Source organism: Streptomyces sp. Inha503 (genome assembly GCF_047215865.1).
In the GTDB taxonomy this organism is placed as follows: domain Bacteria; phylum Actinomycetota; class Actinomycetes; order Streptomycetales; family Streptomycetaceae; genus Streptomyces; species Streptomyces lycopersici.
Genome location: NZ_CP178360.1, coordinates 6,135,946 through 6,160,222, shown reverse-complemented (window position 1 = coordinate 6,160,222; position 24,277 = coordinate 6,135,946). Strand labels below are relative to the sequence as shown.

At 69.9% G+C, this 24,277-nt stretch carries 17 protein-coding genes, 1 tRNA gene and 2 pseudogenes; 15 read left to right on the top strand and 5 right to left on the bottom strand.

Annotated features, from left to right (window positions below):
• The first annotated feature begins 172 nt into the window (after positions 1-172).
• From topA to ACJX2R_RS25260, 6 genes are all read left to right on the top strand, one after another.
• A complete protein-coding gene (gene topA / locus ACJX2R_RS25285; protein ID WP_413101993.1) occupies positions 173-3,052 on the top strand; it encodes a type I DNA topoisomerase in 2,880 nt (959 codons plus the stop codon).
• Positions 3,053-3,173: 121 nt separating this feature from the next.
• Entirely contained in the window at positions 3,174-6,482 is a 3,309-nt protein-coding gene (gene tmk / locus ACJX2R_RS25280; RefSeq protein ID WP_413101992.1) for a dTMP kinase, read from the top strand.
• Positions 6,483-6,911: 429 nt separating this feature from the next.
• Entirely contained in the window at positions 6,912-8,138 is a 1,227-nt protein-coding gene (locus ACJX2R_RS25275) for a DNA polymerase III subunit delta' (protein WP_413101991.1), read from the top strand.
• Positions 8,139-8,300: 162 nt separating this feature from the next.
• The gene (locus tag ACJX2R_RS25270; RefSeq protein ID WP_413101990.1) at positions 8,301-9,845 is read left to right on the top strand and encodes an alpha/beta hydrolase; all 1,545 of its coding nucleotides are present in this window, start codon (positions 8,301-8,303) and stop codon (positions 9,843-9,845) included.
• A gap of 103 nt (positions 9,846-9,948) precedes the next feature.
• Positions 9,949-10,022 (top strand) — tRNA-Thr (locus tag ACJX2R_RS25265).
• Positions 10,023-10,306: 284 nt separating this feature from the next.
• On the top strand, positions 10,307-11,680 hold the full coding sequence (locus ACJX2R_RS25260; RefSeq protein ID WP_413101989.1) for a hypothetical protein: 1,374 nt from the start codon (positions 10,307-10,309) through the stop codon (positions 11,678-11,680).
• Between the two features lie 93 nt (positions 11,681-11,773).
• On the opposite strand, the gene ACJX2R_RS25255 is transcribed toward ACJX2R_RS25260, so the two are convergent.
• Complete coding sequence (locus ACJX2R_RS25255) at positions 11,774-13,396, bottom strand: tyrosine-type recombinase/integrase (RefSeq protein ID WP_413101988.1); 1,623 nt, start codon at positions 13,394-13,396, stop codon at positions 11,774-11,776.
• Positions 13,393-14,073: a helix-turn-helix domain-containing protein gene (locus tag ACJX2R_RS25250; protein ID WP_413101987.1), complete on the bottom strand. Its 681-nt coding sequence runs from the start codon at positions 14,071-14,073 to the stop codon at positions 13,393-13,395. The genes ACJX2R_RS25255 and ACJX2R_RS25250 overlap by 4 nt, the downstream gene beginning before the upstream one ends.
• 96 nt (positions 14,074-14,169) lie before the next feature.
• Here ACJX2R_RS25250 and ACJX2R_RS25245 point away from each other — a divergent pair, with 96 nt between their 5' ends.
• The 6 genes from ACJX2R_RS25245 to ACJX2R_RS25220 all read left to right on the top strand — a co-directional run bounded on the left by ACJX2R_RS25245 (position 14,170) and on the right by ACJX2R_RS25220 (position 20,376).
• The gene (locus ACJX2R_RS25245) at positions 14,170-14,409 is read left to right on the top strand and encodes a hypothetical protein (RefSeq protein ID WP_413101986.1); all 240 of its coding nucleotides are present in this window, start codon (positions 14,170-14,172) and stop codon (positions 14,407-14,409) included.
• Positions 14,410-14,641: 232 nt separating this feature from the next.
• Positions 14,642-15,931 (top strand): DUF3631 domain-containing protein, encoded by a 1,290-nt coding sequence (locus tag ACJX2R_RS25240; RefSeq protein ID WP_413101985.1) that lies wholly within the window; start codon positions 14,642-14,644, stop codon positions 15,929-15,931.
• 401 nt (positions 15,932-16,332) lie between these two features.
• Entirely contained in the window at positions 16,333-17,145 is an 813-nt protein-coding gene (locus tag ACJX2R_RS25235) for a DUF2637 domain-containing protein (protein ID WP_413105948.1), read from the top strand.
• Between the two features lie 307 nt (positions 17,146-17,452).
• The gene (mobC, locus tag ACJX2R_RS25230; protein WP_413101984.1) at positions 17,453-17,992 is read left to right on the top strand and encodes a plasmid mobilization relaxosome protein MobC; all 540 of its coding nucleotides are present in this window, start codon (positions 17,453-17,455) and stop codon (positions 17,990-17,992) included.
• Positions 17,989-19,701 (top strand): relaxase/mobilization nuclease domain-containing protein, encoded by a 1,713-nt coding sequence (locus tag ACJX2R_RS25225; protein WP_413101983.1) that lies wholly within the window; start codon positions 17,989-17,991, stop codon positions 19,699-19,701. The genes mobC and ACJX2R_RS25225 overlap by 4 nt, the downstream gene beginning before the upstream one ends.
• 153 nt (positions 19,702-19,854) lie before the next feature.
• Entirely contained in the window at positions 19,855-20,376 is a 522-nt protein-coding gene (locus ACJX2R_RS25220; RefSeq protein ID WP_413101982.1) for a hypothetical protein, read from the top strand.
• A 91-nt stretch (positions 20,377-20,467) separates the two neighbouring features.
• On the opposite strand, the pseudogene ACJX2R_RS25215 reads toward ACJX2R_RS25220, so the two are convergent.
• Both ACJX2R_RS25215 and ACJX2R_RS25210 read right to left on the bottom strand, forming a co-directional pair.
• A pseudogene (locus tag ACJX2R_RS25215) lies at positions 20,468-20,880 on the bottom strand (NUDIX hydrolase).
• Positions 20,877-21,271: pseudogene (locus ACJX2R_RS25210) on the bottom strand (NUDIX hydrolase); the annotation flags it as partial. The pseudogenes ACJX2R_RS25215 and ACJX2R_RS25210, both read right to left, overlap by 4 nt.
• Positions 21,272-21,500: 229 nt before the next feature.
• On the opposite strand from ACJX2R_RS25210, the gene cutA reads away from it, so the two are divergent.
• A complete protein-coding gene (gene cutA, locus ACJX2R_RS25205; RefSeq protein WP_383168227.1) occupies positions 21,501-21,827 on the top strand; it encodes a divalent-cation tolerance protein CutA in 327 nt (108 codons plus the stop codon).
• 50 nt (positions 21,828-21,877) lie between these two features.
• On the opposite strand, the gene ACJX2R_RS25200 is transcribed toward cutA, so the two are convergent.
• Positions 21,878-23,125, bottom strand: a complete 1,248-nt coding sequence (locus tag ACJX2R_RS25200; RefSeq protein WP_413101981.1) for a helix-turn-helix domain-containing protein — start codon at positions 23,123-23,125, stop codon at positions 21,878-21,880.
• Here ACJX2R_RS25200 and ACJX2R_RS25195 point away from each other — a divergent pair.
• The gene (locus ACJX2R_RS25195; protein ID WP_413101980.1) at positions 23,124-23,774 is read left to right on the top strand and encodes an ATP-binding protein; all 651 of its coding nucleotides are present in this window, start codon (positions 23,124-23,126) and stop codon (positions 23,772-23,774) included. The two genes, ACJX2R_RS25200 and ACJX2R_RS25195, sit on opposite strands and share 2 nt — an antisense overlap.
• A 161-nt stretch (positions 23,775-23,935) precedes the next feature.
• Complete coding sequence (locus ACJX2R_RS25190) at positions 23,936-24,244, top strand: hypothetical protein (protein ID WP_413101979.1); 309 nt, start codon at positions 23,936-23,938, stop codon at positions 24,242-24,244.
• The last annotated feature ends 33 nt before the right edge of the window (positions 24,245-24,277 follow it).

The following is a 24,277-nucleotide window of genomic DNA, read 5'->3' as shown; positions in this document are numbered from 1 at the left end:
CAGACAGGACGGTTGTCGGGTTACCGTTCGAGTGGCGTTGCGGGCTTTTTCCGTTTGACACGGGGGCGGGATGTACCGTCACACTCCGCAGCGTCACCGTAGAGGGAGGCCGTGAGCGTTACCCACGCGGCACTGCCCGTTCACCGAGAGTCGACCGGAGAGAAGAGCGAAGTTGTCCCCGACCACCAGCGAGACCGCGCAGGGCGGCCGCCGACTCGTCATCGTCGAGTCGCCTGCCAAGGCGAAGACGATCAAGGGCTACCTCGGCCCGGGCTACGTGGTCGAGGCCAGCGTCGGGCACATCCGGGACCTGCCGAACGGTGCGGCCGAGGTCCCCGACAAGTACACCGGCGAGGTCCGTCGCCTCGGCGTGGACGTCGAGCACGACTTCCAGCCCGTCTATGTCGTCAACTCGGACAAGAAGAGCCAGGTCAAGAAGCTCAAGGAGTTGCTCGCCGACTCCGACGAGCTCTTCCTGGCCACCGATGAGGACCGCGAGGGCGAGGCCATCGCCTGGCACCTCCAGGAGGTCCTCAAGCCCAAGGTCCCGGTGCGCCGGATGGTCTTCCACGAGATCACCAAGGACGCCATCCGGGCCGCCGTGGCCAACCCGCGCGAGCTGAACCAGCGCCTGGTCGACGCCCAGGAGACCCGCCGCATCCTCGACCGCCTCTACGGCTACGAGGTCTCGCCGGTCCTGTGGAAGAAGGTCATGCGCGGCCTGTCCGCGGGCCGGGTCCAGTCGGTCGCCACCCGTCTCGTCGTCGAGCGCGAGCGCGATCGCATCGCCTTCCGCTCCGCCGAGTACTGGGACCTCACCGGCACCTTCGCCACCGGCCGGGCCGGTGATGTCAGCGACCCCGGCACCTTCGGTGCCCGCCTTACGGCCGTCAACGGCCTCCGGGTCGCCCAGGGGCGTGATTTCACCTCGCTCGGGCAGCTCAAGGAGGGCCTCAACGTCCTCCACCTGGACGAGGCGGGCGCCCGCTCGCTGGCCACGGCCCTCGCCGACACCGCCTTCACGGTGCGCTCGGTCGAGTCCAAGCCGTACCGCCGCTCGCCGTACGCGCCGTTCCGCACCACGACCCTCCAGCAGGAGGCCAGCCGCAAGCTGGGCTTCGGTGCCAAGGCCACCATGCAGGTCGCACAGAAGCTGTACGAAAACGGCTACATCACCTATATGCGTACGGACTCCACCGTCCTGTCGGACACGGCGGTGGCCGCGGCCCGGGCACAGGTCACCCAGCTGTACGGGGCCGACTACCTGCCCGACAAGCCGCGCACCTACGCGGGCAAGGTCAAGAACGCCCAGGAGGCGCACGAGGCCATCCGCCCCTCGGGAGACCGTTTCCGCACCCCGGCGGAGACCGGCCTCACCGGCGACCAGTTCCGGCTCTATGAGCTGATCTGGAAGCGGACCGTCGCTTCCCAGATGAAGGACGCGATCGGCAACTCGGTCACCGTGAAGATCGGTGGGCAGGCGAGCGACGGCCGGGACGCCGAGTTCTCCGCCTCCGGTAAGACGATCACGTTCCATGGCTTCATGAAGGCTTATGTGGAGGGCGCGGACGACCCGAACGCCGAGCTCGACGACCGCGAGCGCCGGCTGCCGCAGGTCACCGAAGGCGACCGGCTCACCGCCGAGGAGATCACCGCCGACGGCCACGCGACCAAGCCTCCGGCCCGCTACACCGAGGCGTCGCTGGTCAAGGAGCTGGAAGAGCGCGAGATCGGCCGCCCGTCGACCTACGCCACGATCCTGGGCACCATCCTCGACCGCGGCTACGTCTTCAAGAAGGGCACCGCGCTCGTGCCCTCCTTCCTGAGCTTCGCCGTGGTCAACCTGCTGGAGAAGCACTTCGGCCGGCTGGTCGACTACGACTTCACCGCCAAGATGGAGGACGACCTCGACCGCATCGCGCGCGGCGAGGCCGAGGCCGTGCCGTGGCTGAAGCGCTTCTACTTCGGCGAGGGAGCCCAGGCAGGCGCCGCCCAGGCAGGCGCCGCCCAGGCAGGCGCCGCCGAGGCCGGAAACGGCGACGGCGACCACCTCGGCGGCCTCAAGGAGCTCGTCACCGACCTGGGCGCGATCGACGCCCGGGAGATCTCGTCCTTCCCCGTGGGCGACGGCATCGTGCTGCGCGTCGGCCGCTACGGGCCGTACGTCGAGCGCCCCACGGAGGTCGAGGGCGGCACCGGCCGGCGCGCCGACGTCCCCGACGACCTGCCGCCGGACGAGCTGACCGTGGAACTCGCGGAGGAGCTGCTCGCCAAGCCGAGCGGCGAGTTCGAGCTGGGTCCCGACCCCGAGACCGGTCGCATGATCGTCGCCAAGGACGGCCGCTACGGTCCGTACGTCACCGAGGTGCTCCCCGAGGACACCCCCAAGAGCGGTAAGAACGCCATCAAGCCGCGCACGGCCTCCCTGCTGAAGTCGATGTCCCTGGACACGGTGACCCTGGAGGACGCGCTCAAGCTGATGTCCCTGCCGCGTGTGGTCGGCTCCGACCCCGAGGGCGTGGAGATCACCGCGCAGAACGGCCGCTACGGCCCGTACCTGAAGAAGGGCACGGACTCGCGGTCGCTGGAGACCGAGGACCAGATCTTCGCCATCACGCTCGAGCAGGCGCTGGCGATCTACGCCCAGCCCAAGCAGCGTGGCCGGGCCGCGGCCAAGCCGCCGCTGAAGGAGCTGGGCACCGACCCGGTCAGCGAGCGGCCCGTGGTGGTCAAGGACGGCCGCTTCGGTCCGTACGTCACGGACGGCGAGACCAACGCGACGCTGCGCCGCGACGACGACGTGGAGACCATCACGCCCGAGCGCGGCTTCGAGCTGCTCGCTGAGAAGCGCGCCAAGGGTCCGGCCAAGAAGACCGCCAAGAAGACGACGGCCAAGAAGACCGCGGCGAAGAAGACGGCGGCCAAGAAGACGGCCGCCAAGAAGACCGCGGCGACGAAGACGACCGCGAAGAAGACGGCCGCCAAGAAGACGACCGCGAAGACCGCCGCCAAGAAGACGGCGGCCGAGAGGTCGTCGGCCAACGCCGAGTAGCCGGCCGGCGGCGGGCGGGAAAGCGGAGGAAGGCGGAGCAATCCGCACGCCATCCACGGCTCACCGCCCGTTTGTTCGGCCGGGGGGCCGTGGATTCATGCGATCCGGATAGGCTGGCGGGATGACGCGAGAGCAGCCAACGGACGTGACCGCCACTTCCGGTGCCCTTGCCGCGGACTCCCGCGAGCGGGCCGTACGAGCCCTGCTGCGCTATCAGCCGATGCGACGGCTGTGGAGCGCTCAACTCGTCGGTGGTGCCGGGGACGTGCTCGCCGTACTGGTGCTGGTGCTGCTGACGCTCCAGGCGTCGGTGGCGGCCGACTCCTTCGGCGGCGGGTATCGCGGCGCGGCCTTCTCGGTGGCGGTGGTGCTCGGCGTACGGCTCTTCGCGACCGTGCTGTTCGGCGCGGTGCTCCTCGGGCCGCTCGCCGCGCTGATCGGCCCCTCCGGGCCGCTGGACCGCCGCTGGACCATGGTCGGCGCGGACGGTCTGCGGCTGGTGCTGCTCCTCATCGCGCCGCTGTGGATCGACTGGGCCCCGGCCGACGCCGTCGCCTGGCTGCTCATCACCACCTTCGTCATCGGCGTCGTGGAGCGCTTCTGGACCGTCGCCAAGGACGGCGCGGCCCCCTCGCTGCTCCCGGCGCCGCCCGCCGAGGGCGCGGCCGTGCGGCCGCTGCCCGACCACCTGGACGCGCTGCGCCGGCTCTCGCTCCGTACGAACTTCGTGACGCTGCCGATCGCGGCCGCCGCGCTGCTCGTCGTCACGCTCATCGGCAGGCTGCTGGGCACCGGCGTGGAGTGGTTCCACACCCACCAGGCCGCCCTCGGCTCGTACGTCGGCGCCGGGCTCTTCGCCGCGTCGATCTCGATCCTCACCTTCGTCGAGCTGCCCGGTGCGCAGACCAGCCGCACCCGCTCCCCCCTGGAGGGGCTGCGCCGCCCCCGCGCCGCCTCCGGGAGCGGCGCCGACAAGGGCCGCACCGGAGCCGTTCCGCTGCTGGTGCTCGCCTGCGCCGGGGTGGCGGGCGCGATCGCCGCGGCCGTGGGCGTCGCCCCGTTGCAGGCCATGGACCTCGGCGGCGGGCCGGTCGGCTTCGCCCTGCTCGTCCTCGTCCTGACCGGCGGTCCGGCGATGGGCATCCGCTGGGCCCCGAAGGTCCTCCCGGGTCTGTCACGGCGCCGGCTGCTGGCGCTGTCGATCGCGCTGACCGGGCTCGCGCTGCTCACGGTGGGCCTGGTGCACGACACCACCACCGTCGTGCTGATCGCCCTGATCGCGGGCGTGTCGGCGGGTGTCGCCGCCCACACCGGCCACTCCCTGCTGGACCAGGAGTCCGAGGAGACCCGCCGGCCCCGGATGACCGAGCACGTACAGGCCGTCGTCCGCGTCGGCGTCGGGCTCGGCGCGGTCGCCGCGCCGCTGCTCGCCGCCGTCATCGGACCGCACCGGCTCGGCAGCGGTGACTTCGTCTTCGCCCACGGCGGCGCGGCCTTCACCCTGATGCTGGTGGGCGCGCTGCTGCTGCCCGTCGCCGCGCTGGTCCTCGGCCGTACCGACGACCGGCAGGGCGTGCCGCTGCGGCGCGATCTGCGGGAGGCGCTGCTCGGCGGGGGCGGCGCGGGCGAGGGCCCGGCCGCCACCGGCTTCTTCATCGCCGTCGAGGGCGGCGATGGCTCGGGCAAGTCCACGCAGGTGGAGGCGCTGGCCGAGTGGATAAGGGCCAAGGGGCACGAGGTCGTGGTGACCCGTGAGCCGGGTGCCACCGCGATCGGCAAGCGGCTGCGCTCGATCCTGCTCGACGTCTCGTCCGCCGGGATCTCGCACCGCGCCGAGGCGCTGCTGTACGCGGCGGACCGCGCCGAACACGTCGACACCGTGGTCCGCCCGGCACTGGAGCGCGGCGCGGTCGTCATCTCCGACCGCTACATCGACTCGTCCGTCGCCTACCAGGGCGCGGGGCGCGACCTCGCCGCGACCGAGATCGCCCGCATCTCGCGCTGGGCGACGAACGGCCTGGTGCCGCATCTGACGGTGCTGCTCGACGTCTCGCCGGAGACCGCGCGCGAACGCTTCACCGAGGCCCCGGACCGGCTCGAGTCCGAGCCCGCCGAGTTCCACCAGCGCGTACGGGCCGGATTCCTGGCCCTCGCCGCCGCCGACCCGGCCCGCTACATCGTCGTCGACGCCGGGCAGCTGCCGGAGGCGGTCACCTCCGTGGTGCGCCACCGCCTGGACCAGATGCTGCCGCTGTCCGAGGCGGAGGTGAAGGCCCAGGAGGAGGCCCGTAAGGCCGCCGAGGAGGAGGCCCGCCGGCGCGCCGAGGAAGAGGCCGCCCGTAAGGCCGAGGAGGAGCGGCTGGAGCGCGAGCGCCAGGAGGCGCTCGCCAAGGCCCGCGCCGAGGAGGAGGAGCGCAAGCGGCGCGAGCTGGAGGAGGCCCGCCGGCGCGAGGCCGAGCGGCAGGCGGAGGCGGCCCGTCAGCGGGCCGAGGACGCGCGCCGCAGGGCCGAGGAGGACCGCAAGCGGATCGAGGCCGAGGACCGCGCCCGCGCCGCCGAGGAGGAGCGGCGCCGCCTCCAGGAGGAGGCGGACGCGCTGCGCCGGGCCGAGGCCGAGGCGCGCCGCCAGGAGGAGCAGCGCAAGGCCGAGGAGGCGCTGCTGCGGGCGGAGCAGGCACGGCTGGCGGCGGACGCGGCGCCCTCCGGGGCGGACGCGCCGACCGTGGAGACCGAGGCCCCGGCCCCGCCGCCCGAGGACGAGGACGGCCCCCGGGGCACCGGCGGCGCCCGGGGCGCGGCGGGCTCCGGCGCGGACGACCCGCATCCGCACCCGGACTCGACGGAGACGGTCCAGACGCCGAGGTTCGACCCGCAGGCGGGGTACGGCGGCGAGTCCGGGCGTCCCGGTACCGGATCGGCGGCGGCCGATGAGACCACGGTGCTGCCACCCGTGCCTCCCGCGCCGCCCGTACCGCCCCACAGCGCCCCGGACGCCGACGAGACCGCTGTGCTGCCGCCCGTACGGCCCCAGGATGGCCCGGAGCGCCGGGGCGGCCCGGACGCCGAGGAGACGGCCGTCCTGCCTCAGCCGCCCGCCGAGCCGCCCACGAACGCGGCCGACGAGACGGCCGTCCTGCCGCCCGTACGGGACGAGCGCTCCGCCGACCCGGCGGACCGGGTCCCGCCGTGGCTGTTCCGCCCGGACGAGGGCCAGGGCCAGGGGCACGACCAGGAGCACGGCCAGGGGAACGAGCGCACGCGCGAGATGCCGCAGTACGGCCAGGACCAGGGCCAGGCGCGGGGTGAAGCGGAACCGCCGCGTCGGCGCCGCCGCCCCGAGTGGGCCGAGGAGACCCCCCTGGACGACCTCCCGTCCCTGGCCGACGAACTGCTCGGCCCCCGCGACGACGAGGACGGCCGCCGCCGCTGACGGTGGGGTGCTGCACCCTCCAGCCCCTCCGGCGTAGAGGAGCCGCGTCAAGGGGCGGGGCACCGGCGTGGCGGAGCCCCCGGAACGGGGCCTGGGGCGGAGCTCCAGCGGGGGCCGGGGCGGTGCCCCGGTTCGGGAAGGGGTGGGGTGGGGAAGACGGACCGTCCGCGCGCCGCAGCCGATGGCCGCGGCAGGCGTACGGCGGGGCGGCGGCCTCAGGGCGCCGACGGCGGGTGACCGCCGGAGGCTCGTCGGCCGGGCGATGGCCACTGGAGGCTCGTCGGCCGGGCGATGGCCACTGGAGGCCGTCGGCCGGGCGACGGTCGCCGCGGGCCCGCTGGCCGGGTTGCGTCAGCGGTGGGTGACGCGTTCGGTGTCGGTGGGGTGGACCACAATGGGGTGCCGTAGGGACGAGCGGCGGAGGCAGCCATGGCGGTGTGGGACGACCTGGTCGGGCAGGACCGAGTGGCGGCCCAGCTGTCGGCTGCCGCGCGGGATGCGGACGCCCTGGTCACGGCGGCCAGTGAGGCGGGCGGCGACCCCGTCGGGGAGCCCATGGCGTCGTCCAAGATGACCCACGCCTGGCTCTTCACCGGCCCCCCCGGCTCCGGCCGTGCCACCGCCGCCCGCGCCTTCGCCGCCGCGCTCCAGTGCGTCAGCCCGGACCGGGCGCTCGGCGGCGCCCCCGGCTGTGGCTTCTGCGACGGCTGTCACACCGCCCTGGTCGGCACCCACGCCGATGTGGAGGTGGTCCGTACGGACATGCTCACCATCGGCGTCAAGGAGACCCGTGAGCTCGTCCGCCGAGCCCAGCTCTCGCCCGCCGGCGGCCGGTGGCAGGTGATCGTCATGGAGGACGCCGACCGCCTCACCGAGGGCGCGGGCAATGTGCTCCTCAAGGCCGTCGAGGAGCCCGCGCCGCGCACCGTATGGCTGCTGTGCGCGCCCTCGCTGGAGGATGTGCTGCCCACGATCCGCTCCCGCTGCCGCCTCCTCACCCTCCGTACGCCCCCGGTGGACGCCGTGGCGGACATCCTCGTCCGGCGTGACGGCATCGCCCCCGAGCTCGCCGCCTCCGCCGCCCGCGCCACCCAGGGGCACATCGGCCGCGCCCGCCGCCTGGCGACCGACGAGCGGGCCCGCGCCCGCCGCGCCGCCGTCCTGAAGCTCCCGCTGCGCGTCGACGATGTGGGCGGCTGCCTCAAGGCGGCCCAGGAGCTGATCGACGCGGCGGCCGAGGACGCCAAGCAGGTGGCGGAGGAGGTCGACACCAAGGAGACCGAGGAGCTGCGCGCCGCCCTGGGCGCCGCCGCCGGTACGGGCGGGCGGCTGCCGCGCGGCACGGCGGGGGCGATGAAGGACCTCCAGGACCGCCAGAAGCGCCGCGCCACCCGCACCCAGCGCGACAGCCTCGACCTCGCCCTCACCGATCTGACCGCCTTCTACCGGGATGTGCTGGCCCTCCAGCTCGGCTCCCAGGTGGCGCTCGCCAACACCGACGTGCGGGACGCGCTGGAGCGGATCGCGTCGGGTTCGAAGCCCGAGCGGACGCTGCGCCGTATAGAGGCGATCACGGCCTGCCGTCAGGCGCTGGACAGCAATGTGGCGCCGCTGCTGGCGGTCGAGGCGATGACCATGGCGCTGCGGGCGGGCTGAATCACTCGTACGGGTTCGTCGCCGGACGCATGGAGCGTGTCCGGGTGGATACTCTCCGTAAGGGGGCGAACCGGTCCTATCCGATAGGAACCAGTACAGGGTGGTCCATGCGATCCGGCCGGTGCGATCCCGCGACTCGACCGCGAACCGAGGGATCTGTCCATGCGCACCCGACACCGCAGCCGCCCGCTCCGGACCCTCGGCGCCGCCCTTACGGCCGCCGCCCTGCTGTCCTCCGGCTGCTCGGCCGACGCCTCCGCGCCGCGCGCCGCGTCGCTGTCGAAGAAGGCCGTCCCCGCCGCCCTCAAGCCGTACTACGAGCAGACGCTGAGCTGGCGCCCGTGCGGCGGCGCGGGCTTCGAATGCGCCACCCTCAAGGCCCCGCTCGACTACGCGAGACCCGGCACCGGCCGGGACCTGAAGCTCGCGGTCTCCCGTAAGAAGGCCACCGGCACCGGCCGCCGCCTCGGTTCGCTCCTGGTGAACCCCGGCGGACCCGGCGGCTCCGCGGTCGGCTATCTACAGAGCTTCGCGGCCGTCGGCTACCCGGCCCGGGTGCGTGCCCGCTACGACATGGTGGCGATGGACCCGCGCGGCGTGGCCGGGAGCGAGCCCGTCACCTGTCTGAGCGACAAGCAGATGGACACCTTCACCCAGACCGACCAGACGCCCGACGGCCGCGGCGAGACCGACCGTCTCGTCGCCGCCTACAAGAAGTTCGCCCGCGGCTGCGCGACCCGCTCCGGTCGGATCCTCGGCCATGTCTCGACGGTCGAGGCGGCCCGCGACATGGATGTGCTGCGCGCCGCGCTCGGCGACCGGAAGCTGACCTACGTCGGCGCCTCCTACGGCACCTTCCTCGGCGCGACCTACGCCGACCTCTACCCCCACCGCGTCGGCCGCCTCGTCCTCGACGGCGCGCTCGACCCGACGCTGTCCTCCCGGCGCGTCAACCGCGACCAGACCGCCGGTTTCGAAACCGCCTTCACCGCCTTCGCCAAGGACTGCGTGCGCCGCACCGGCTGCCCCCTCGGCACCGGCTCCGTGGCCGCCGCCCGCGACCGGCTCGGCGCCTTCTTCACCCGCCTCGACTCCCACCCGGCCCGCACCGGCGAGTCCCGCGCCCTGGGCGAGCCGCTCGCCACGATCGGCGTGATCTCCGCCATGTACGACGAGACCGCCTGGCCCCAGCTGCGCACCGCCCTCCGCTCCGCGATGGGCGGCCACGGCGGCGGTCTGCTCAACCTGGCCGACCTCTACTACGAGCGCGACACCGACGGCTCGTACGCCAACCTCATGTACGCCAACCCCGCCGTCAACTGCCTCGACCTCCCACCGGCCTTCCGCACCCCCGCCGAGGTCAGGAAGGCCATCCCCGACTTCCGACAGGCATCCCCCGTCTTCGGCAAGGCCCTCGCCTGGGCGGCCCTGAACTGCGCCTACTGGCCCGTCCGCCCGACCGGCACAGCCCACGCCCTGCACGCCAGGGGCGCCGCCCCCATCGTCGTCGTCGGCACCACCCGCGACCCCGCCACCCCTTACCCGTGGGCCCGCGCCCTCGCCACCCAGCTCTCCTCCGCCACCCTCCTCACCTACGACGGCGACGGCCATACGGCCTACGGCCGCGGCAGCGGCTGCATCGACAACGCGATCAACACCTACCTCCTCACCGGCCGCCCACCCGCCCCCCACATCCGCTGCCACTGACCGGCCCCGCCCCAGCCCAGGCCCCACCCGGCCCCGTACGGAGCACCCCTCGAAACTGTGTAGACTTGGCGACGCCGCTGCTGCCAATCTGGCTCCGCGGCATGCCGCCTTAGCTCAGTCGGCCAGAGCGACGCACTCGTAATGCGTAGGTCAAGGGTTCGATTCCCTTAGGCGGCTCAGCTAGAACCCCAGGTCACATGGCCGTGACCTGGGGTTCTCTGTTGCTCGGGGCATGGCATGTCATACGGCCGGGGTGCCGTGACTTTGCCTGCGTGAGCGATGCGTGAGCGGCGGGCCTTCAGGGGCCTACTTCTTGGGCCTCTTACGCTTGGCCAGCCCCGACTGGTGGACAAGCCGTGAGTTGACCGTCCGGTCCGTACCGAGCTGGCCTTCGGCCCGCATGGGGCCTGTCCTTGCCCGAACGCCAACAGCCGGTAAGTCCACAAGACAGAATGATCGGCATGGTCGCGATCATCAGGTGCACAGAGGCCGAGAAGGCACATCTTGAATGGCAAGAGGACTTGTTCCCGGCTTCCGGACGTCGTGAGTGGACATGGACGACCACGCGCCTCAGGGAGTTTTGGACCAAGGGTAGCCACATCACCCTGGTCGCGACTCCTGATAGGTACGGCGTCATGCAGGTGACCAGACTCGGTCACACAAAGCGACTGCGCCAGGTTGCTGACTTGCAGCAGAAGCTGGAGATTTCCCATGTCACTCTGCTTCCAGAGCCGGTGACCTTGAACGAACTCATTGCGTTGCTAACCGCACGGCATCGAGTGCACCTAGTTGAGGAGGGTCAGCAGACAGAGGCGACGGGCAAGGCTCTGCTTGCCGCATTGGTCGAGTTGCAACCTGACGTAGACCGTGTGATCCGCCAACTTAGAGCGACTTTCGACGGCTATACCGTGCGCTCGAAAGCGGGGCAGGCCCTGGCGACCCAGCGCGACGCAGTGCTGGGAATCGGGCGTATGGCGGGGATGAGCATCCCCCAGCTCGCCCGGTGGGATCCGCCTGCTGAGGAATTGTACGACGACAGGCCGCCGCCAGCGTATCTCGACCTCCTGAGCCCAACGGCTACGACTTCAGCAGGCGCGGGCCGAGCAGCCCCGCAGCACGATATCGCGATCGAGGATCACCACATCGGCAGGGATACTGAGATATTCCTGGGCTGGATCGGTGAGCTAACGGGGCATGTCGCCTGGCGGCACTTCCGGCAGGACGAGCAGTCGCTGTTGATCGCCAACGTGAACCGCACAGCCGCTGAAAGAAACTCCGGTGCTGACCTCCTCTATTACCACCAGAGCCGCGGAAGCCTCATCCTCGTCCAGTACAAGAAGCTGGACAGGGTGGGCGGTTACTACTACCCGGACAGTGACGGCAAATTGGCCGACGAACTGAGGCGCATGCAAGACGTGGACACCTACGCTGCCCGTCTCCGACGACCGACTGACGACCACAGGCTGAGTCCCGATCCGAGCTGGATCAAGTTGTGCCCGCCTGAAGGGCTGATCCCACAGGCAAACGTCATGGTGCCGGGAATGTACTTCTCCCGCCAGCACTTCCAGCGTCTGCGGGATGACCCAAGGCTGAGGGATGGCCGGGGCGGAGCGCTGCGCTTTGGTTACTCCAACGTACCAAGCTACTTGGACAACACCATGTTCACCCGGCTGGTGGAGACGGGCATGATCGGTACTGCCGGGGCGAGTACGGAGATGGTGCGGCAGCAGGTCATGCGGAGTGTCCGTGAAGGTCGGCTGCTCACGGCCGGTGTGCTCACCGGCAAGGAACAGCCTCAGTCTGCGCGCAACAGCGCCCGTCGCCGACGCCGTTGAAGCGGTTGCGTAGGTGAGTCGAGGAACACAGTTGGCCCTCCTGGCGGGCTTTGTCCGATGGGCGCAGTCGAGGCTCTGGGGGCCGTTTGGCCCCTACTTCTTGGGCTTCTTCCGCTTGGTCTTCGCGTTTTTCCTCTTAGCCCCAAGCTGGGCCTTCTTGGCACGCTTGGATTTCTTCCGTGCCTTCTCCGCCTCATGCGCGGCCCTCTCCGCTTCGGACTTGCGCTGGAGCGGGACCAGCTTGGCCGTGGCCTCGGCGGCGCTCTTGCCGACGTGGGGCAGGACGCTCTGGTAGATGTCACGCGTGATCCGTGTGTCGCTGTGCCCGAGGGTGTCCGACACGATCTTGACGTCGATACCGGCGGCGAGCATGAGCGTGGCCGCGCCGTGGCGGAGGTCGTGCAGCCGGATCGGCGGGAGGCCGGAGGCGACGACGAGGCGCTCGAAGAGGTCTGTGACCTTGCCCGGGTGGAGCCAGGAGCCGTCCTCCTGAGTGAAGACCAGGCTCGTCTCGACCCAGGCCGTTCCCCACTCCTCGCGCTCTGCCTCCTGCTGCTTGCGGTGCCGCTCCAGGACGCCGACGGTGTCATCGTCCAGGGCTACGACGCGGAAGCCGCTGTCCGTCTTCGGCTCGGATGCCTCGACCTCCCACCCGTCCTGCACGAGCTGCCCCGTGACCGTGAGCGAGTGCCGGTCGAGGTTGGTCTCCGACCACGGCTGCCCGCACGCCTCACCTCGCCGCAGGCCGCGGAAGGCGATCAGGTGCCACATGGCGTACAGCCGGTCCGTGGCGACGGAGTCGAGGAAGGCGCCGGTCTGTTCCGGCGTCCAGACCATGACGGGGGAGGGCTTCTCGCCGGTCTGCTGCCACCGGGCGACACGCTCGTCCGTCCATACCAGGGCCTTCGGTTTGCGGACCGGATCGATCTCGACGTGGGCCGCCGGGTTGAACGTGATGATCTGCTGGCCGATCGCGTCGTTCAGGGCGGCGCGGAGCGTGGCCTTTATGTGCTGGCGAGTCGATGGCCCGGTGACGCGGCGGAAGGACGGCATCGCGTCGATCGCCGCCTTCATCGCCTTGCGGCGAGCCCTGTTTTCCGCGCCCTTCCACGGCACGGTCGCCAACTCCTCGACCGCCGCACGTCGTTGGGCGTTCTGCTCCAGGGTCTCGGCGTTGGCATCAGTGATGGCGGTGAACATCTCGCTGAGGTGGCTGACGCGCAGCCGGTCGAGGCGACGGTCGCCGATCTGGGGCTTGAGGTGCACACGGACGTCGGTCTCGTATCGGCTGATGCCCGACTTCCGGATGCGCTTGCCGGCGAGCCATCGGTCCAGCCACTCGGCCACGGTGAGGCTGCCGACGAGGCCCTGGCCGGCCTTCAGCCGCCGCCGGGTCTCCTCCACGTCCGGCAGGGGCAGCTTCTCGCCGCTGACCTCGGCCAGCATCTCCGCGATCATCTGGACCCCCTGGGGGTCGTCGGCCTCGGTGAGCCCCATGAGGGCGCGTACGTGATCGAGATCGGCCTGGGCGGCCTTGAGGCTGCTGTACCCGCCACGGGCGAACGACCGTCGGCTGCCGTCTTCGCGGGGCGGCAGCTCCTGGCGTATGGAGTACGTGCAGTGGTTCCTGCTGTTGCGCTTTGGACAGGAGGAGCCGAGTTCCCTGCCGGTCTTCGGGCTGCGGCAGGAGCAACGACGGTAGGTGGAGCCCTTCAAAGGCGGTCCTCCGAGGTGGTGTCGGTATCGGGTTCGGGCGCGTCGACATCGCCCAGCGCTGGCGGCAGATCGGGGGGCGTGGCTCCCTCATCGCGCAGGTCGCGGCGGAGGTAGCGGAGGGTGTACTTGGCGGAAATGGCCTGGTTGGCGTACTCGCGCTGCTTGCGCTCTGCCTCGTCCTGCTGGGCGCGGCCGGTGGCTGTCCTGGCCGCAAATCCCGCCCGCTCTTCCTCTTCGAGCGCCGCAAGGGCAGTGCGTACGAGGCTGGCGTGACGCTCGAAGGCGGGGACCAGGCCCGCGCTGCGCATGGGCACCTCCTGCTCGCCGGTGAAACGCCGCAGGGCATCCCAGGTCGGCACGAGGTCCTGGAACGGGAGTTCCTGGGTCTGCTCGACGTACCCGACCGGGAAGATCAGGCAGACCGGATACGTCTCCAAGGCGGCGGCCAGGACCATCACGTCCACCAGCGGGAGGTTGGCCCGGCGGCCAGATTCCATGTTGGCGATCACGTTGCGGGGGATGGGGTGCCCCAGCCGTTCGCACTGGTCGGCCAGGTCCTGTGCGCTCCATCCCATCTCCTTTCTTCTCCGGCGGACTTCGAAGGCCACATTGGCCTTGACCCGGTCTGCCCACTCCGGGAAGTCGTCCTCATCAGCATCCGCATCGTGTTGTGTCATGAAGACACATTAGCTTGAGCATCCTGATTGGTAGACGCCTGGAGCCGGACGTGATGGACACGTTCGCCGATGGCTGTACCGAAAGGGGTCCACTGCATGCGCGAAGACGCGAAGGCTGAACAGCCGAAAGGTTCGAAGGGGATGAGCCGGGAGGAGCTCCTGTCCCTCCCCGTGGCTGTTGACCTGGACACAAGCAATCGAGCACTGGGGCTCGGGCGGAGTAAGGGGTACGAGCTGGCGAAGCGGGGCGTCTACCCGTGCAAGGTGCTGCGGCTCGGCAATGCCTACCGGGTTGTCACCGCGGACTTGCTGGAGCTTCTCGGGCTGGCGGCGTGAAGCGGTGACTGCGTAGCAGACCGTTCTGCGCTGAGCTGACACAGGAACGCTGGACTGTCGCCGGGCGTGGACGTACGGTCCGTGTTCCCTCGCGATGGCCTGATGCCCGCGAGACGGGGACGGGCCCCGGCGGTGCAACGCCGGAGGCCCCAGCAACCCCGAACGGCCCTGCAAGAACCAACCCGGCGGTTAGGGCGTGCAAGCCCGCCACCGCCAGACGAGGAGCTGCACCGTGGAACACGCGGAAGCCGGTCCCTATTCCGCCTCCGACAAGGCCACATGGCCGCCGGTAGCCGTTCCTGGCTCTCCCGGTCACCACACCGGTGAAGACCCGATGCCCGCTGGGGAGCGTGCGCCGGATACCGCTCCGGTGGATCAGTCGGCCGAGGAAGCAGCGCTTGATCCCGAGCCGACCGCCGGGTCAGCCTTGCTGGAGGAACTTCGCACGCAGATAGCGAAGTTCGTCATCCTTCCGTCGGCGGAAGCGCTGGACGCGGTCACCCTCTGGGTGGCAGCGACGCATCTCCAGCCCGCCTGGCAGCACGCACCACGTCTGGCAGTGGTGGGGCCAGCGAAGCGGTGCGGTAAGTCTCGGCTGCTCGACGTGCTCACCGAGACGGTCCACGAGCCGATGCTCACCATCAACACAACCCCGGCGGCGGTCTTCCGGTCGATCACCGAGGAGCCGCCCACGCTCCTCGTGGACGAGGCGGACACCATCTTCGGCACACCGAAGCAGGCAGAGAAGAACGAGGAGATGCGCGGCCTGCTCAACGCCGGTCACCAGCGGAACCGGTACGTCACCCGGGCCGTGGGTAACGAGCACACGCCCCACCGGTTCGCCACTTTCGCCATGGCCGCGCTCGCGGGGATCGGTGACCTGCCCGACACGATCATGGATCGGGCCGTAGTGGTCCGTATGCGCCGCCGCGCGGACGGGGAGCGCGTCAAGCCCTTCCGCTCCCGTCGCGACATCCCCGCCCTGCACGACCTGCGTGACCGGATCGCCGAGTGGGCCAGGCCGCTGTTGGAAGAGGCCGCGGATCTGGAGCCGGACATGCCGGTGGAGGACCGGGCGGCGGATACCTGGGAGCCGTTGGTCATCATCGCGGGCCTGGCCGCTGGGCCCTGGCCCCGGCTCGCCCGGACGGCGTGTGCCCGGATGGTCGCCGCCGAGATCGAGGCAGAGGAGGACCAGCCCGGCGGAGCCCGCATCCTCGCCGATATCCGCAGGGTGTTCGCCGCCCAGCGCGAGCCCGACAGCCTGACCACGGACGAACTGCTCCACCAGCTCCGCCAGGATGCCGAGAGCCCTTGGGCAGAGTGGGGGCGCAACGGGCTGAACGCCAAGGACCTGGCCGCGATGCTGCGCGAGTTCGGCATCAAGCCGGGCAACGTCCGCATCCCCGACGGAACGCAGCGCAAGGGCTACATGCGCAATAAGTTCCTTGACGCCTGGCGGCGGTACTGCCCAACGACCCACCCCGTGGACAGCGCGCCAATCGGCCCCACGGAGGGCTGAGTCCCGCACCTCCGGACGTGCCGTCCCCGCCGTCCCTGCCGTGATCCCGCAGCTCAGAAGGCATGGAGGCAGGACGGCAACCGGGGACAAGACGGCAACGCGATCACAGAGCGTCCTTCGCGAGCCGTCTTGTGCCGTCCCGGGCGTCCCCGCCGTATTACCGCAGGTGGGAGGACCGCTGGGCGGGACGGCTGCACACCGCAGCGCCGTCCTGCCCAGCAGCGAGCCGCCTTGCCTGCGCAGTGCGGGCGCTTCCGGGCAGCAGATCCAAACTGCGGAGTCCCTTTGGAACGGAAGAACGAGGCGGCTGCCGTACCCGCCCTGACCTGCGCTTGCAACGCCAAGACGGCCAAGACGGATCATCCGTCAGCACCCGAGGAGTATCCCGCTTGACCCGCCCCATGCCCCCCATCCAGCGTCATCAGCCCGACCAAGGGCGCGCGACGACCAAGCAGGCCACCGAACGGTACGCGCTTGCCGCCGCCGGGGTCGTGATTGTGCTCCTCACCGTCGGCGGGTTCTGGCTGTCCTACGCGCATCTCGCGGAGGTCGCCGGAGAGCACGGACTCGGTAGCTCACCGACCCGCCAATGGACCTGGCCCGCGACCCTGGATGCGTTCATCGTCGCCGGTGAGCTCCTGATGCTTCGCGCGGGGCTGCGTCAGGTCACGGACGGCTGGGCCATCGCACTCACGGCCACCGGCTCGGTCGGCGCCATCGCACTTAACGTGGCAGGAGTAAGCCGTACGGCCGCTGCCGGACCCGTGCCCCTGCTCGACTACGTGGTCGCGGCCGTACCCCCGGCCGCCGCCCTGCTCGCCTTCGGTGTTCTGATGCGACAGGTCCACCAACTCGTCGACCAGCCCAGCGAAGATGCGCACACCGGGTTCGCCCAGGCGCCGGAACCACCGGCGAGCGGTTCTGCTCGTCTCAGCGAAACCGCTGAGCGACCGAAGCCCCCTTCCGCCCCGGCGACGGAATCGCAGCCGGAGCCGTTGGCCAAGACACGTGGCGGTCGTCCGGCGAGCGCAACGGTCGAGGAACTCGTGGAGATCGGGCAAACCGCCGCAGCGGAGAAGAGCACGCTGACGCGTGAGGTCGTCGAGCACGCCATACGAGCCAAGGGCCACACCATCAGCGGCAAACGGCTGACCGAGGTGATGGCCATCCTCCGGGACAACCTCGTCACCCGCACCTCACCGGACAACGACTGACCGTCTGGCCGGTGGGCCCCTTCACTCATCGGCCAGACGCCCCCTGCCCTCGTCACTTGGTCGCCTGTCCACACGTGGATGGGCTGCCACCCCACCTCGCAGAGCTTGTTGCCCTGCTTCGGAGACACCTCCCATGACGTACGACCCGCACCAATCCGATGACTCGCAGGACGAGTCGCCGCGGCTGACGAAGTCGCCCACGCTGCTGGAGCGTTTGCATCGCGCCTTCGGACGGGCTGCCCCGGACGGAGCCAGTAGTACCCCGAGTCCGACTCAAGGCCGGCCTTCGGGGGACTCCGCCCCAGGGGTGGCGGAGACGGACCAGCGCCAGGGGGCGCCGGACCGGGGGTTCGGGGCCGAGGGCAGCCCCGAACCGGATGTACTCCACGACGCGCAGCAGGCCGTCCTCCGCCCCGCACTGGCAAGCGACGCCCCATATGCTGAGCCCACGATCCGCCGCTTCACCGGCGACAAGCGCATGGAGCGTGTCGGCCCCCTGCGCTTCCTCGGCGACGAACGAGCCCGGCTACGGGAGACCGCCTCGGAGCACGGCTACGCAGGCGAGTCCGGCTTCGCCGCCGACGTAGTCCTTGCGTTCCTGGACGGGCGGTTCACTGCGAATCTCCCGCTGTCTGAGGACCGCCGCCGCCTTCACGAGTTCCGCTCGCAAGTGCTGCGCAATCTCAACCGCATCGGCAACAACGTCAACCAGATCTCCCGGGCGCTCAACAGCGACCTCACTCCGCTCGACATCCGTCGGCACCTCGCAGAGCTGCAACACCTTCTGCTCCTGATCGCAGAGGCCCTGCGCGAACCCGTCGACCCGACGAGGGATCTGTCCGCATGATCGCCGCCATCAAACCGGCCGGGGCCAACACCCGCGGTCTGCTCGCCTACCTCTACGGCCCCGGCCGCCACGACGAGCACATCGACCCGCACATCGTCGCTGGCTTCGCCACGCTCGGCATGCCCGACCCTGGCCGCGACGAGAATGCCACCCTCACCCAGCTCGCCCACCACCTCGACGATCCCGTTCACCTTCGGAACAGCGAGTTCGGCAAGAAGGTCACCGACCACGTCTGGCACTGCCCCGTCCGTACCGCCCCCGAAGACCGCCACCTCTCCGACACCGAATGGGCCGACATCGCTCAGCGCATCGTCGAAGCTGCCGGCATCGCCCCGGCGGGCGACGACCTCGGCTGCCGCTGGATAGCTGTCCGTCACGCCGACGACCACATCCACGTCCTCGCCACCACGGTCCGCGAGGACGGCCGGCGCCCCAAACTCCACGACAGTGGCATCCGCGTCGGCGACGTCTGCCGCCAGATCGAGAAGGACTACGGCCTGCGCCAACTGAAGAAGGGCGACCGCACCGCCGCCCGCCGGCCCACACAGGCTGAGATGCACAAGGCCGAACGCCTCGGCTGGGAGCAGACCAGCCGCGACTGGCTCCAGGACCACATCCGCGCCGCGATACCTCACGCGAGCAGCGCGGAGGAACTCCTCGCCTACCTCGAAGCCGATGGCATCGCGGTCAAGCCCCGCCGTGGACCATCCGGAGACCTCCTCGGCTACGCCGTCGGCCGCCCAGGCGACCTCAACAAGGACGGCGAACAGATCTTCCACCCGGGCGGAAAGATCGCCCCCGACCTCACCATCCCCAAGCTCAACGCACGCCTCGGCTCCGGCCGGCCGGAGGAGCACCCGACCGCCCGCCGCGACCGCCCTACCACCCCGTGGCACCAGGCCGCCGACGCCCTCAACACCCTCCACACCGGCATGGCCGACGACACCCACGCCCAGACTCACATCACCGCGCTCGGCGAACTGATCGAAGCCATCGCCCAGAAAGCTCCAACTCACCTCCGCGCGGAACTTCGAGCGGCCTCGAAGGCGTTCGTCCGCGCCCAGCGCTCCGAGATCCGAGCCGAGAACCAGGTGGCCCACGCCCTGCGGACCGCAGCCCGTGACATCACCTGCACCGCCACAGGCCCCGACGGCAGCGCACTGGCTGCCCTGCTTGCTGCCCTCGTCTGGGCCACGATCTTCGCCGCTCGCTGGCACGACGCGAAGAATCATGCCCAACAGACCGAAGCCGCACGCCAGACCCTTCATCACCTCCGGACCGCTGCGGATAGTGCTTTGACGCCAGTTGTCGCCCAGCTCGAAGACCGCCAGCCGAAGAAGCCGGTCCTCGTCCTCCTCGCCAACGACGTCCGAGCGGCCATTCCCGCCCACGCCGACCGCATCCTCACCGACCCCGCCTGGCCGGCCCTCGCCACCGTCCTGGCCGACGCCGAAGCCGGTGGCCACAAACCCCACCAGCTCCTCAAGGAGGCAGCTGCCCAGCGCGAACTCACCACGGCTCGCCAACCCGCCCGCGTCCTGATCACCCGCATCCAGCACACCGGCCGCAACCCCACACCCAACTCCCGCGCCGCAGCCGCACGCCGACGTACCACCATGAGTCCAGTATTCGCTGGTGTCGGGCCGTACACGACACAGGCCGCCGTGACTCGGCTGCCCGCAAATCCGACCAGCCGACGACGGCCGTGAGGAGGCCCGCCAGCGCCTCGAAGTCGCGACCGATACTCCTTCGGCGATCACGTATGGACATCTCCCGTCACTTCGATTGAGAAGCCACACGGAAGTTGCCCACGAGCGATCTTCTGTACGGTCACTTGGTACGCCGTGCCTACGCTGCCCGTTATGCGCGAAGTCGAGTACCGAAGCAGCGGTGTTCCGCTGGAGGAGTATGAACTCACTCGCAGCGACCATCGTCGACAGAAGCAGAGTGAGGAGATCCGCCAGTGGGCTCAGCGGCAGGTTGATGAGGACATCGCCAAATGTCGGGCAGACCCAGCGAGGGAGGAGCGCCGCCGCCAGGCATTCGCGGAGCTCGCCAAACTGATGGAGTCCTTCAAGAAACAGGACCACGAGATTATGCAGTGGCGTGTCCGGCTCTACTGCGGCCACATCATCGAGACGGAGGCGCACTACTCGTACACCGATCCCGTCTCCGCTGGGGCGCACAGCAAGCGATGCCCTGAGTGCGGGGAAGAGCAGTCAACGATCGTGGCTTACGAACCCATCGGACTGCTCGCAGAGCCACCTGAGCCCAGGCTGGCCTCGCCGCTGCCCCCGAAGCGGCCCACCCGAGCTGAGCTCGAACGACGGGTTGAGGCACTGGAGAAGGAGAACAAGCGCCTTCGCGCGAAGCGCAGCGTCTGAACAGGTATTCGCTCCGAGAGCGTCCGGTGCGCAGTGTCCCTTGGTCCTCCCCGCATGCCTCAGGACAGCATGGCCGCGGGCCCAGGGCCAGTCAGGAAGGCATGGCCGCGTCGAGGTAGTCCTGCACCGGCTCGAACAGTCCGTACGGCACGTACTGAGGGATATCGCCGTGGGCGACCCAGGCCAGTTCGGCCAGCTCCTCGGTGTCCGCGACGTGAGCGGTGCCGCGCAACACGTCGCAAGCGGTGTACGACATCAGTCGGCCCGTCTTCGGGTGGACCCGTTCACCGAGCAGCTTCACGCCCCCACGGCCAGCCCGGTCTCTTCCTGAGTCTCCCGCACAGCGGCGTCCTCACGGGTCTCGCCGGGCTCGACCTCTCCGGCCGGAAACTGCCAAGAGAGCTGTCCCTCGCTGACCCGGCGGCGCACCATCAGTACACGCCCCTCGTTCACCACAATGGCTGCGGCGATGCCCGGACGCCCGTCCGTATTCTGCTGCGTCACGTCTGCTCCTCCAGGACAGCCAGGATGGGTGGGAAGATCGTATCGACGGGGATGAATCGGGGCACTGCGTTTCTGGGACCCACATGACGTCGATGTTTTCGGCCGCGTCGCTGTTGGTGGCCTCGCCGACCAGGTACTCGCACAACACGCCGGTCATGGGGTGGAGCCGGTTCCCGAGGTGCTGCCGGACCGCGCAGTGGACACTTGTCTCGTCCAAGGTCTCCCGCACAGTGGTGGTCTCCGCCTTGCCTCCCGGCTTGATGATGCCGACCGGGAACTGCCACGTGGTTCCAGCAGCATCGTCGTCCCGTCGGCACACCAGAAGGACATCGCTGTCGCGGACGACGATCGCGATGGCCACCCGCAGCGCCTGCGCCCCTTGCGGCGTCGAATCCGCTGGGGCGAAGGCACGAGCGGCGCACGAAGCCGCTACGCAACCTGTTGGGCGATAACACCTGCACAGTCATGCCGAAGCGGCGCTCCCCTTGCGGGATCGCGGCGTACTGCGGAGGTGATCAGTGCGGAAGGTGAGTTCGCCCGATCTCCCGGCAACTACCACCCGCCGGCCTGCGTCGGACATCTGGATAGGGTCGCGGTACCCGAGCTGGAGAGGTAGCCGCATGGACCACGAGATCGTGATCGCGCAGACAACCAGTGACGACGAAGATCAGGCGAAGACTCTCGCCCGAGGTGCTGTGGAGAGCAAGCTAGCGGCGGGCGTTCACATCGATGCCCCCATCACCGCCTTCTACTGGTGGAAGGGGAAGGTCGAAGCAGCTCAAGAGTGGCGAATCTCGTACATGACGTCGTCGGACCGCCTCCCAGCACTGGAAGCGTGGCTACACGAGAAGCACCCGTATGACGTCCCCCAGTGGGTCACGCTGCCTGTGACAGGAGGGTCGGAGGCGTACCTGGCTTGGGTGGTCGACGAGACGCGCCCGCAGTAGGGCACGCCGCCCAGCGCCTCGCCCTTGGCGAGTGTGCACGCCGTGACGGTTCACGACGACGCGAACGTCAGCAGGTGGCTGGCCAGGTCGTGCTCCGTGTCAGGGAGCCCGGCAGCGATGGCCTGCGCCCGCTGACGTCCCATGGTGTTGGGCTTGGACTCCGCTGCCGCTGCGAACTGGTGCGCGACGTAGGCCCCGCGGTCTACGTCGCCGCCGCGCAGAAGTGCCGACGCCAGGTCCCCGAGGACGACCACTCCGGAGTCGGGCAGTTCCCCACCGAGGCGCTCGACCGCGGAGTCGGCTGTGGCCGTCAGCTCCTGACGCTTGAGTTCGCCGTACACCGAGAGTGCTAGGGAGTCCATCCGGTACGGCGTCACGAAACGGACCCACGCCTGCTCACTTGTATGGTCGGCGAAGTCGTAAGCGAACTTCGCCTGTTCCAGGGCTCGGAGAGCGCCGGCGTCGTCCCCTGACTGGGCCGCTTCCTCCGCGTACCGTCCCAGGGCCCACGCTGCAGCGGTTGCGTTGCCACGCCCGCGCACATCCTGAGCTGCCTGTGACAGCATCTCCAGCGCCTTCGTAGGGCTGGGGGCGCCGTAGCTCGCGTAGCCCAGCGCCAGGGCGCGCAGAGGGGGGTGCCCGGCCTTCTTCGCGCAGTCCGAGGTCACTCCGTAATAGGCAGCGGCCTTATCGTGCTCCCCAAGATCCCAGGCAACCCACCCGGCAAGAGCTGCGGTTTCTCCCGCCGCGATGGTCAGCGCTCGCTCATGGGTACCGGCACGGGGAAGGGCCGCAGTGATCGCGTCCAAGTGCGACTCGACCCGAGCCTGTAGGCTGCGTGCGCTCTCGCTCAGCTCGTCCACATGCAACCGGGCCGCATGATCGATGAGAACGACCGCCGACTCGGGGTCGATCTTGGAACCCTTGCTAAGTGCGTAGGCGAGTCGGCCCCACGGCTCAGCGGCCGTAGCCGCGCCGACGACGGCGCCTCCCAGTAGCGTTCGGCGCTTCACGTCGTCCAGATCCTCCCCTTCAACCTTGTTCCTCTTTCGCCGCCTGGCTCGGGCGGCCTTCGCCTCGCGCAGTAGCGGCTCCAGCGGGACGCCGCAGGCCAGAGCGATGTTCCCCAGTGTGTGGTCCGTGGGGACGTTGTCACCTTTTTCGTACCGACCGACCTCTCGGCGGGTCATCGTGGCCCGGCCGGAAGCGGCGTTGATCGCATGTGCCTGCTCGTCCTGCGTTCGGTTCGCGTTGCGCCGCAGGTGACGGAGTAGCTCGGCAAACGGATCTTCTGCCATGAGTCTGACCTCTATCGGTGGGGGAAATCCAATCCTGTCCCCAACTCCCCCCTCTTTTTCCCCCCTTGACAAAGATTTCCCCCTCAGGTTTCCCCTGTTCCGGATCACGAAGCCGCGGTGCGATAGGCGCATGACCACGCACCGGACAGCAACGCCACCCCGACCTGGGGGTGATGGCGGCGGCGCCACCGTCGCCGACACCGCACCCACTGGGTGTCCGCTGACGTCTCGCGTCTTCGAGATGGTCATGGAGCCGGCGGCTGTACATGTCGCCCAGGCGCGACGAACCACGGCCACCGTGCTGAGGGGGTGGTCGTTGCCGGACGCCCCGGCAGAAAACGCCCGGCTCGTTGTCTCGGAGTTGGTCACCAACGCGATCACCCACAGTTCTGGGGATGTCCGGCTGCGACTGCGGCATGACAACCACGAGCTTCGGATCTGGGTCACCGACGACAGCACCGCCCCGGCCAGGCGACGACGTGCTGGTGTCAGCGATCACGGTGGTCGAGGGCTGCACCTCGTCGAGCGTATGTCGCTTCGGTGGGGTGTGGCGGAGAGCGGCCGAACTACCTACGCGGTCATGCCCACACTTACGGGGGCACCCCCATGTCGCCGCACGACGCGACCAAGCTCGGACTCGACGTGTTGAGCCCCGTGGTTGCCCCCGGCCTGGGTCGAGAGACGCAGGCGGACGGCGACTGGCCGGTTGCCAGCAGGGACCGCCCGAGGTGGCCCCGCGCCCACACCTCTCGAAGCGCCAGTCCCGGGCTGCCCAACTCCGCAGAACCCGAATGCACTTCTATCGAGAGGTTGTCGGCACGCGGGATCTTCGGAAGGGCGACCAGCCGCTGCGCTTGCTGGCGTACAGCTTGGTACCGAGCCTGGGCCCGTCCCGACGAGGACTGGGGCGCGCTACTGGCCGAAGCCGAGCAGCGCGGTTACGCGATCGGCGCTCGGCTCCACGATGTGGCCGTCCCCCTGCCCACGACGTACTTCCCTGCCTCCCGTACGAGCCGGCGCGACAGTAGGCACGTGGCGCTGCTCAACGCCGCCTTCGAGGAGGCCGGCGGCCCGGATCAGTACCCCGAGTGCGAACTCAAACCGGCTTCGGCCCTCTGAGGCGCGACAGCCACCCCTGACGAGAAGGACGAT

Excerpts from the sequence above, each read along its gene's own strand:
- ACJX2R_RS25250 (WP_413101987.1), bottom strand. The coding sequence starts at position 14,073 with ATGACACAACACGATGCGGATGCTGATGAGGACGACTTCCCGGAGTGG.
- ACJX2R_RS25220 (WP_413101982.1), top strand. The coding sequence starts at position 19,855 with ATGCGCGAAGTCGAGTACCGAAGCAGCGGTGTTCCGCTGGAGGAGTAT.
- ACJX2R_RS25200 (WP_413101981.1), bottom strand. The coding sequence starts at position 23,125 with ATGGCAGAAGATCCGTTTGCCGAGCTACTCCGTCACCTGCGGCGCAAC.
- ACJX2R_RS25225 (WP_413101983.1), top strand. The coding sequence starts at position 17,989 with ATGATCGCCGCCATCAAACCGGCCGGGGCCAACACCCGCGGTCTGCTC.
- ACJX2R_RS25245 (WP_413101986.1), top strand. The coding sequence starts at position 14,170 with ATGCGCGAAGACGCGAAGGCTGAACAGCCGAAAGGTTCGAAGGGGATG.
- ACJX2R_RS25270 (WP_413101990.1), top strand. The coding sequence starts at position 8,301 with ATGCGCACCCGACACCGCAGCCGCCCGCTCCGGACCCTCGGCGCCGCC.
- ACJX2R_RS25195 (WP_413101980.1), top strand. The coding sequence starts at position 23,124 with ATGAGTCTGACCTCTATCGGTGGGGGAAATCCAATCCTGTCCCCAACT.
- ACJX2R_RS25235 (WP_413105948.1), top strand. The coding sequence starts at position 16,333 with ATGCCCCCCATCCAGCGTCATCAGCCCGACCAAGGGCGCGCGACGACC.
- ACJX2R_RS25260 (WP_413101989.1), top strand. The coding sequence starts at position 10,307 with ATGGTCGCGATCATCAGGTGCACAGAGGCCGAGAAGGCACATCTTGAA.
- ACJX2R_RS25275 (WP_413101991.1), top strand. The coding sequence starts at position 6,912 with ATGGCGGTGTGGGACGACCTGGTCGGGCAGGACCGAGTGGCGGCCCAG.
- cutA (WP_383168227.1), top strand. The coding sequence starts at position 21,501 with ATGGACCACGAGATCGTGATCGCGCAGACAACCAGTGACGACGAAGAT.
- tmk (WP_413101992.1), top strand. The coding sequence starts at position 3,174 with ATGACGCGAGAGCAGCCAACGGACGTGACCGCCACTTCCGGTGCCCTT.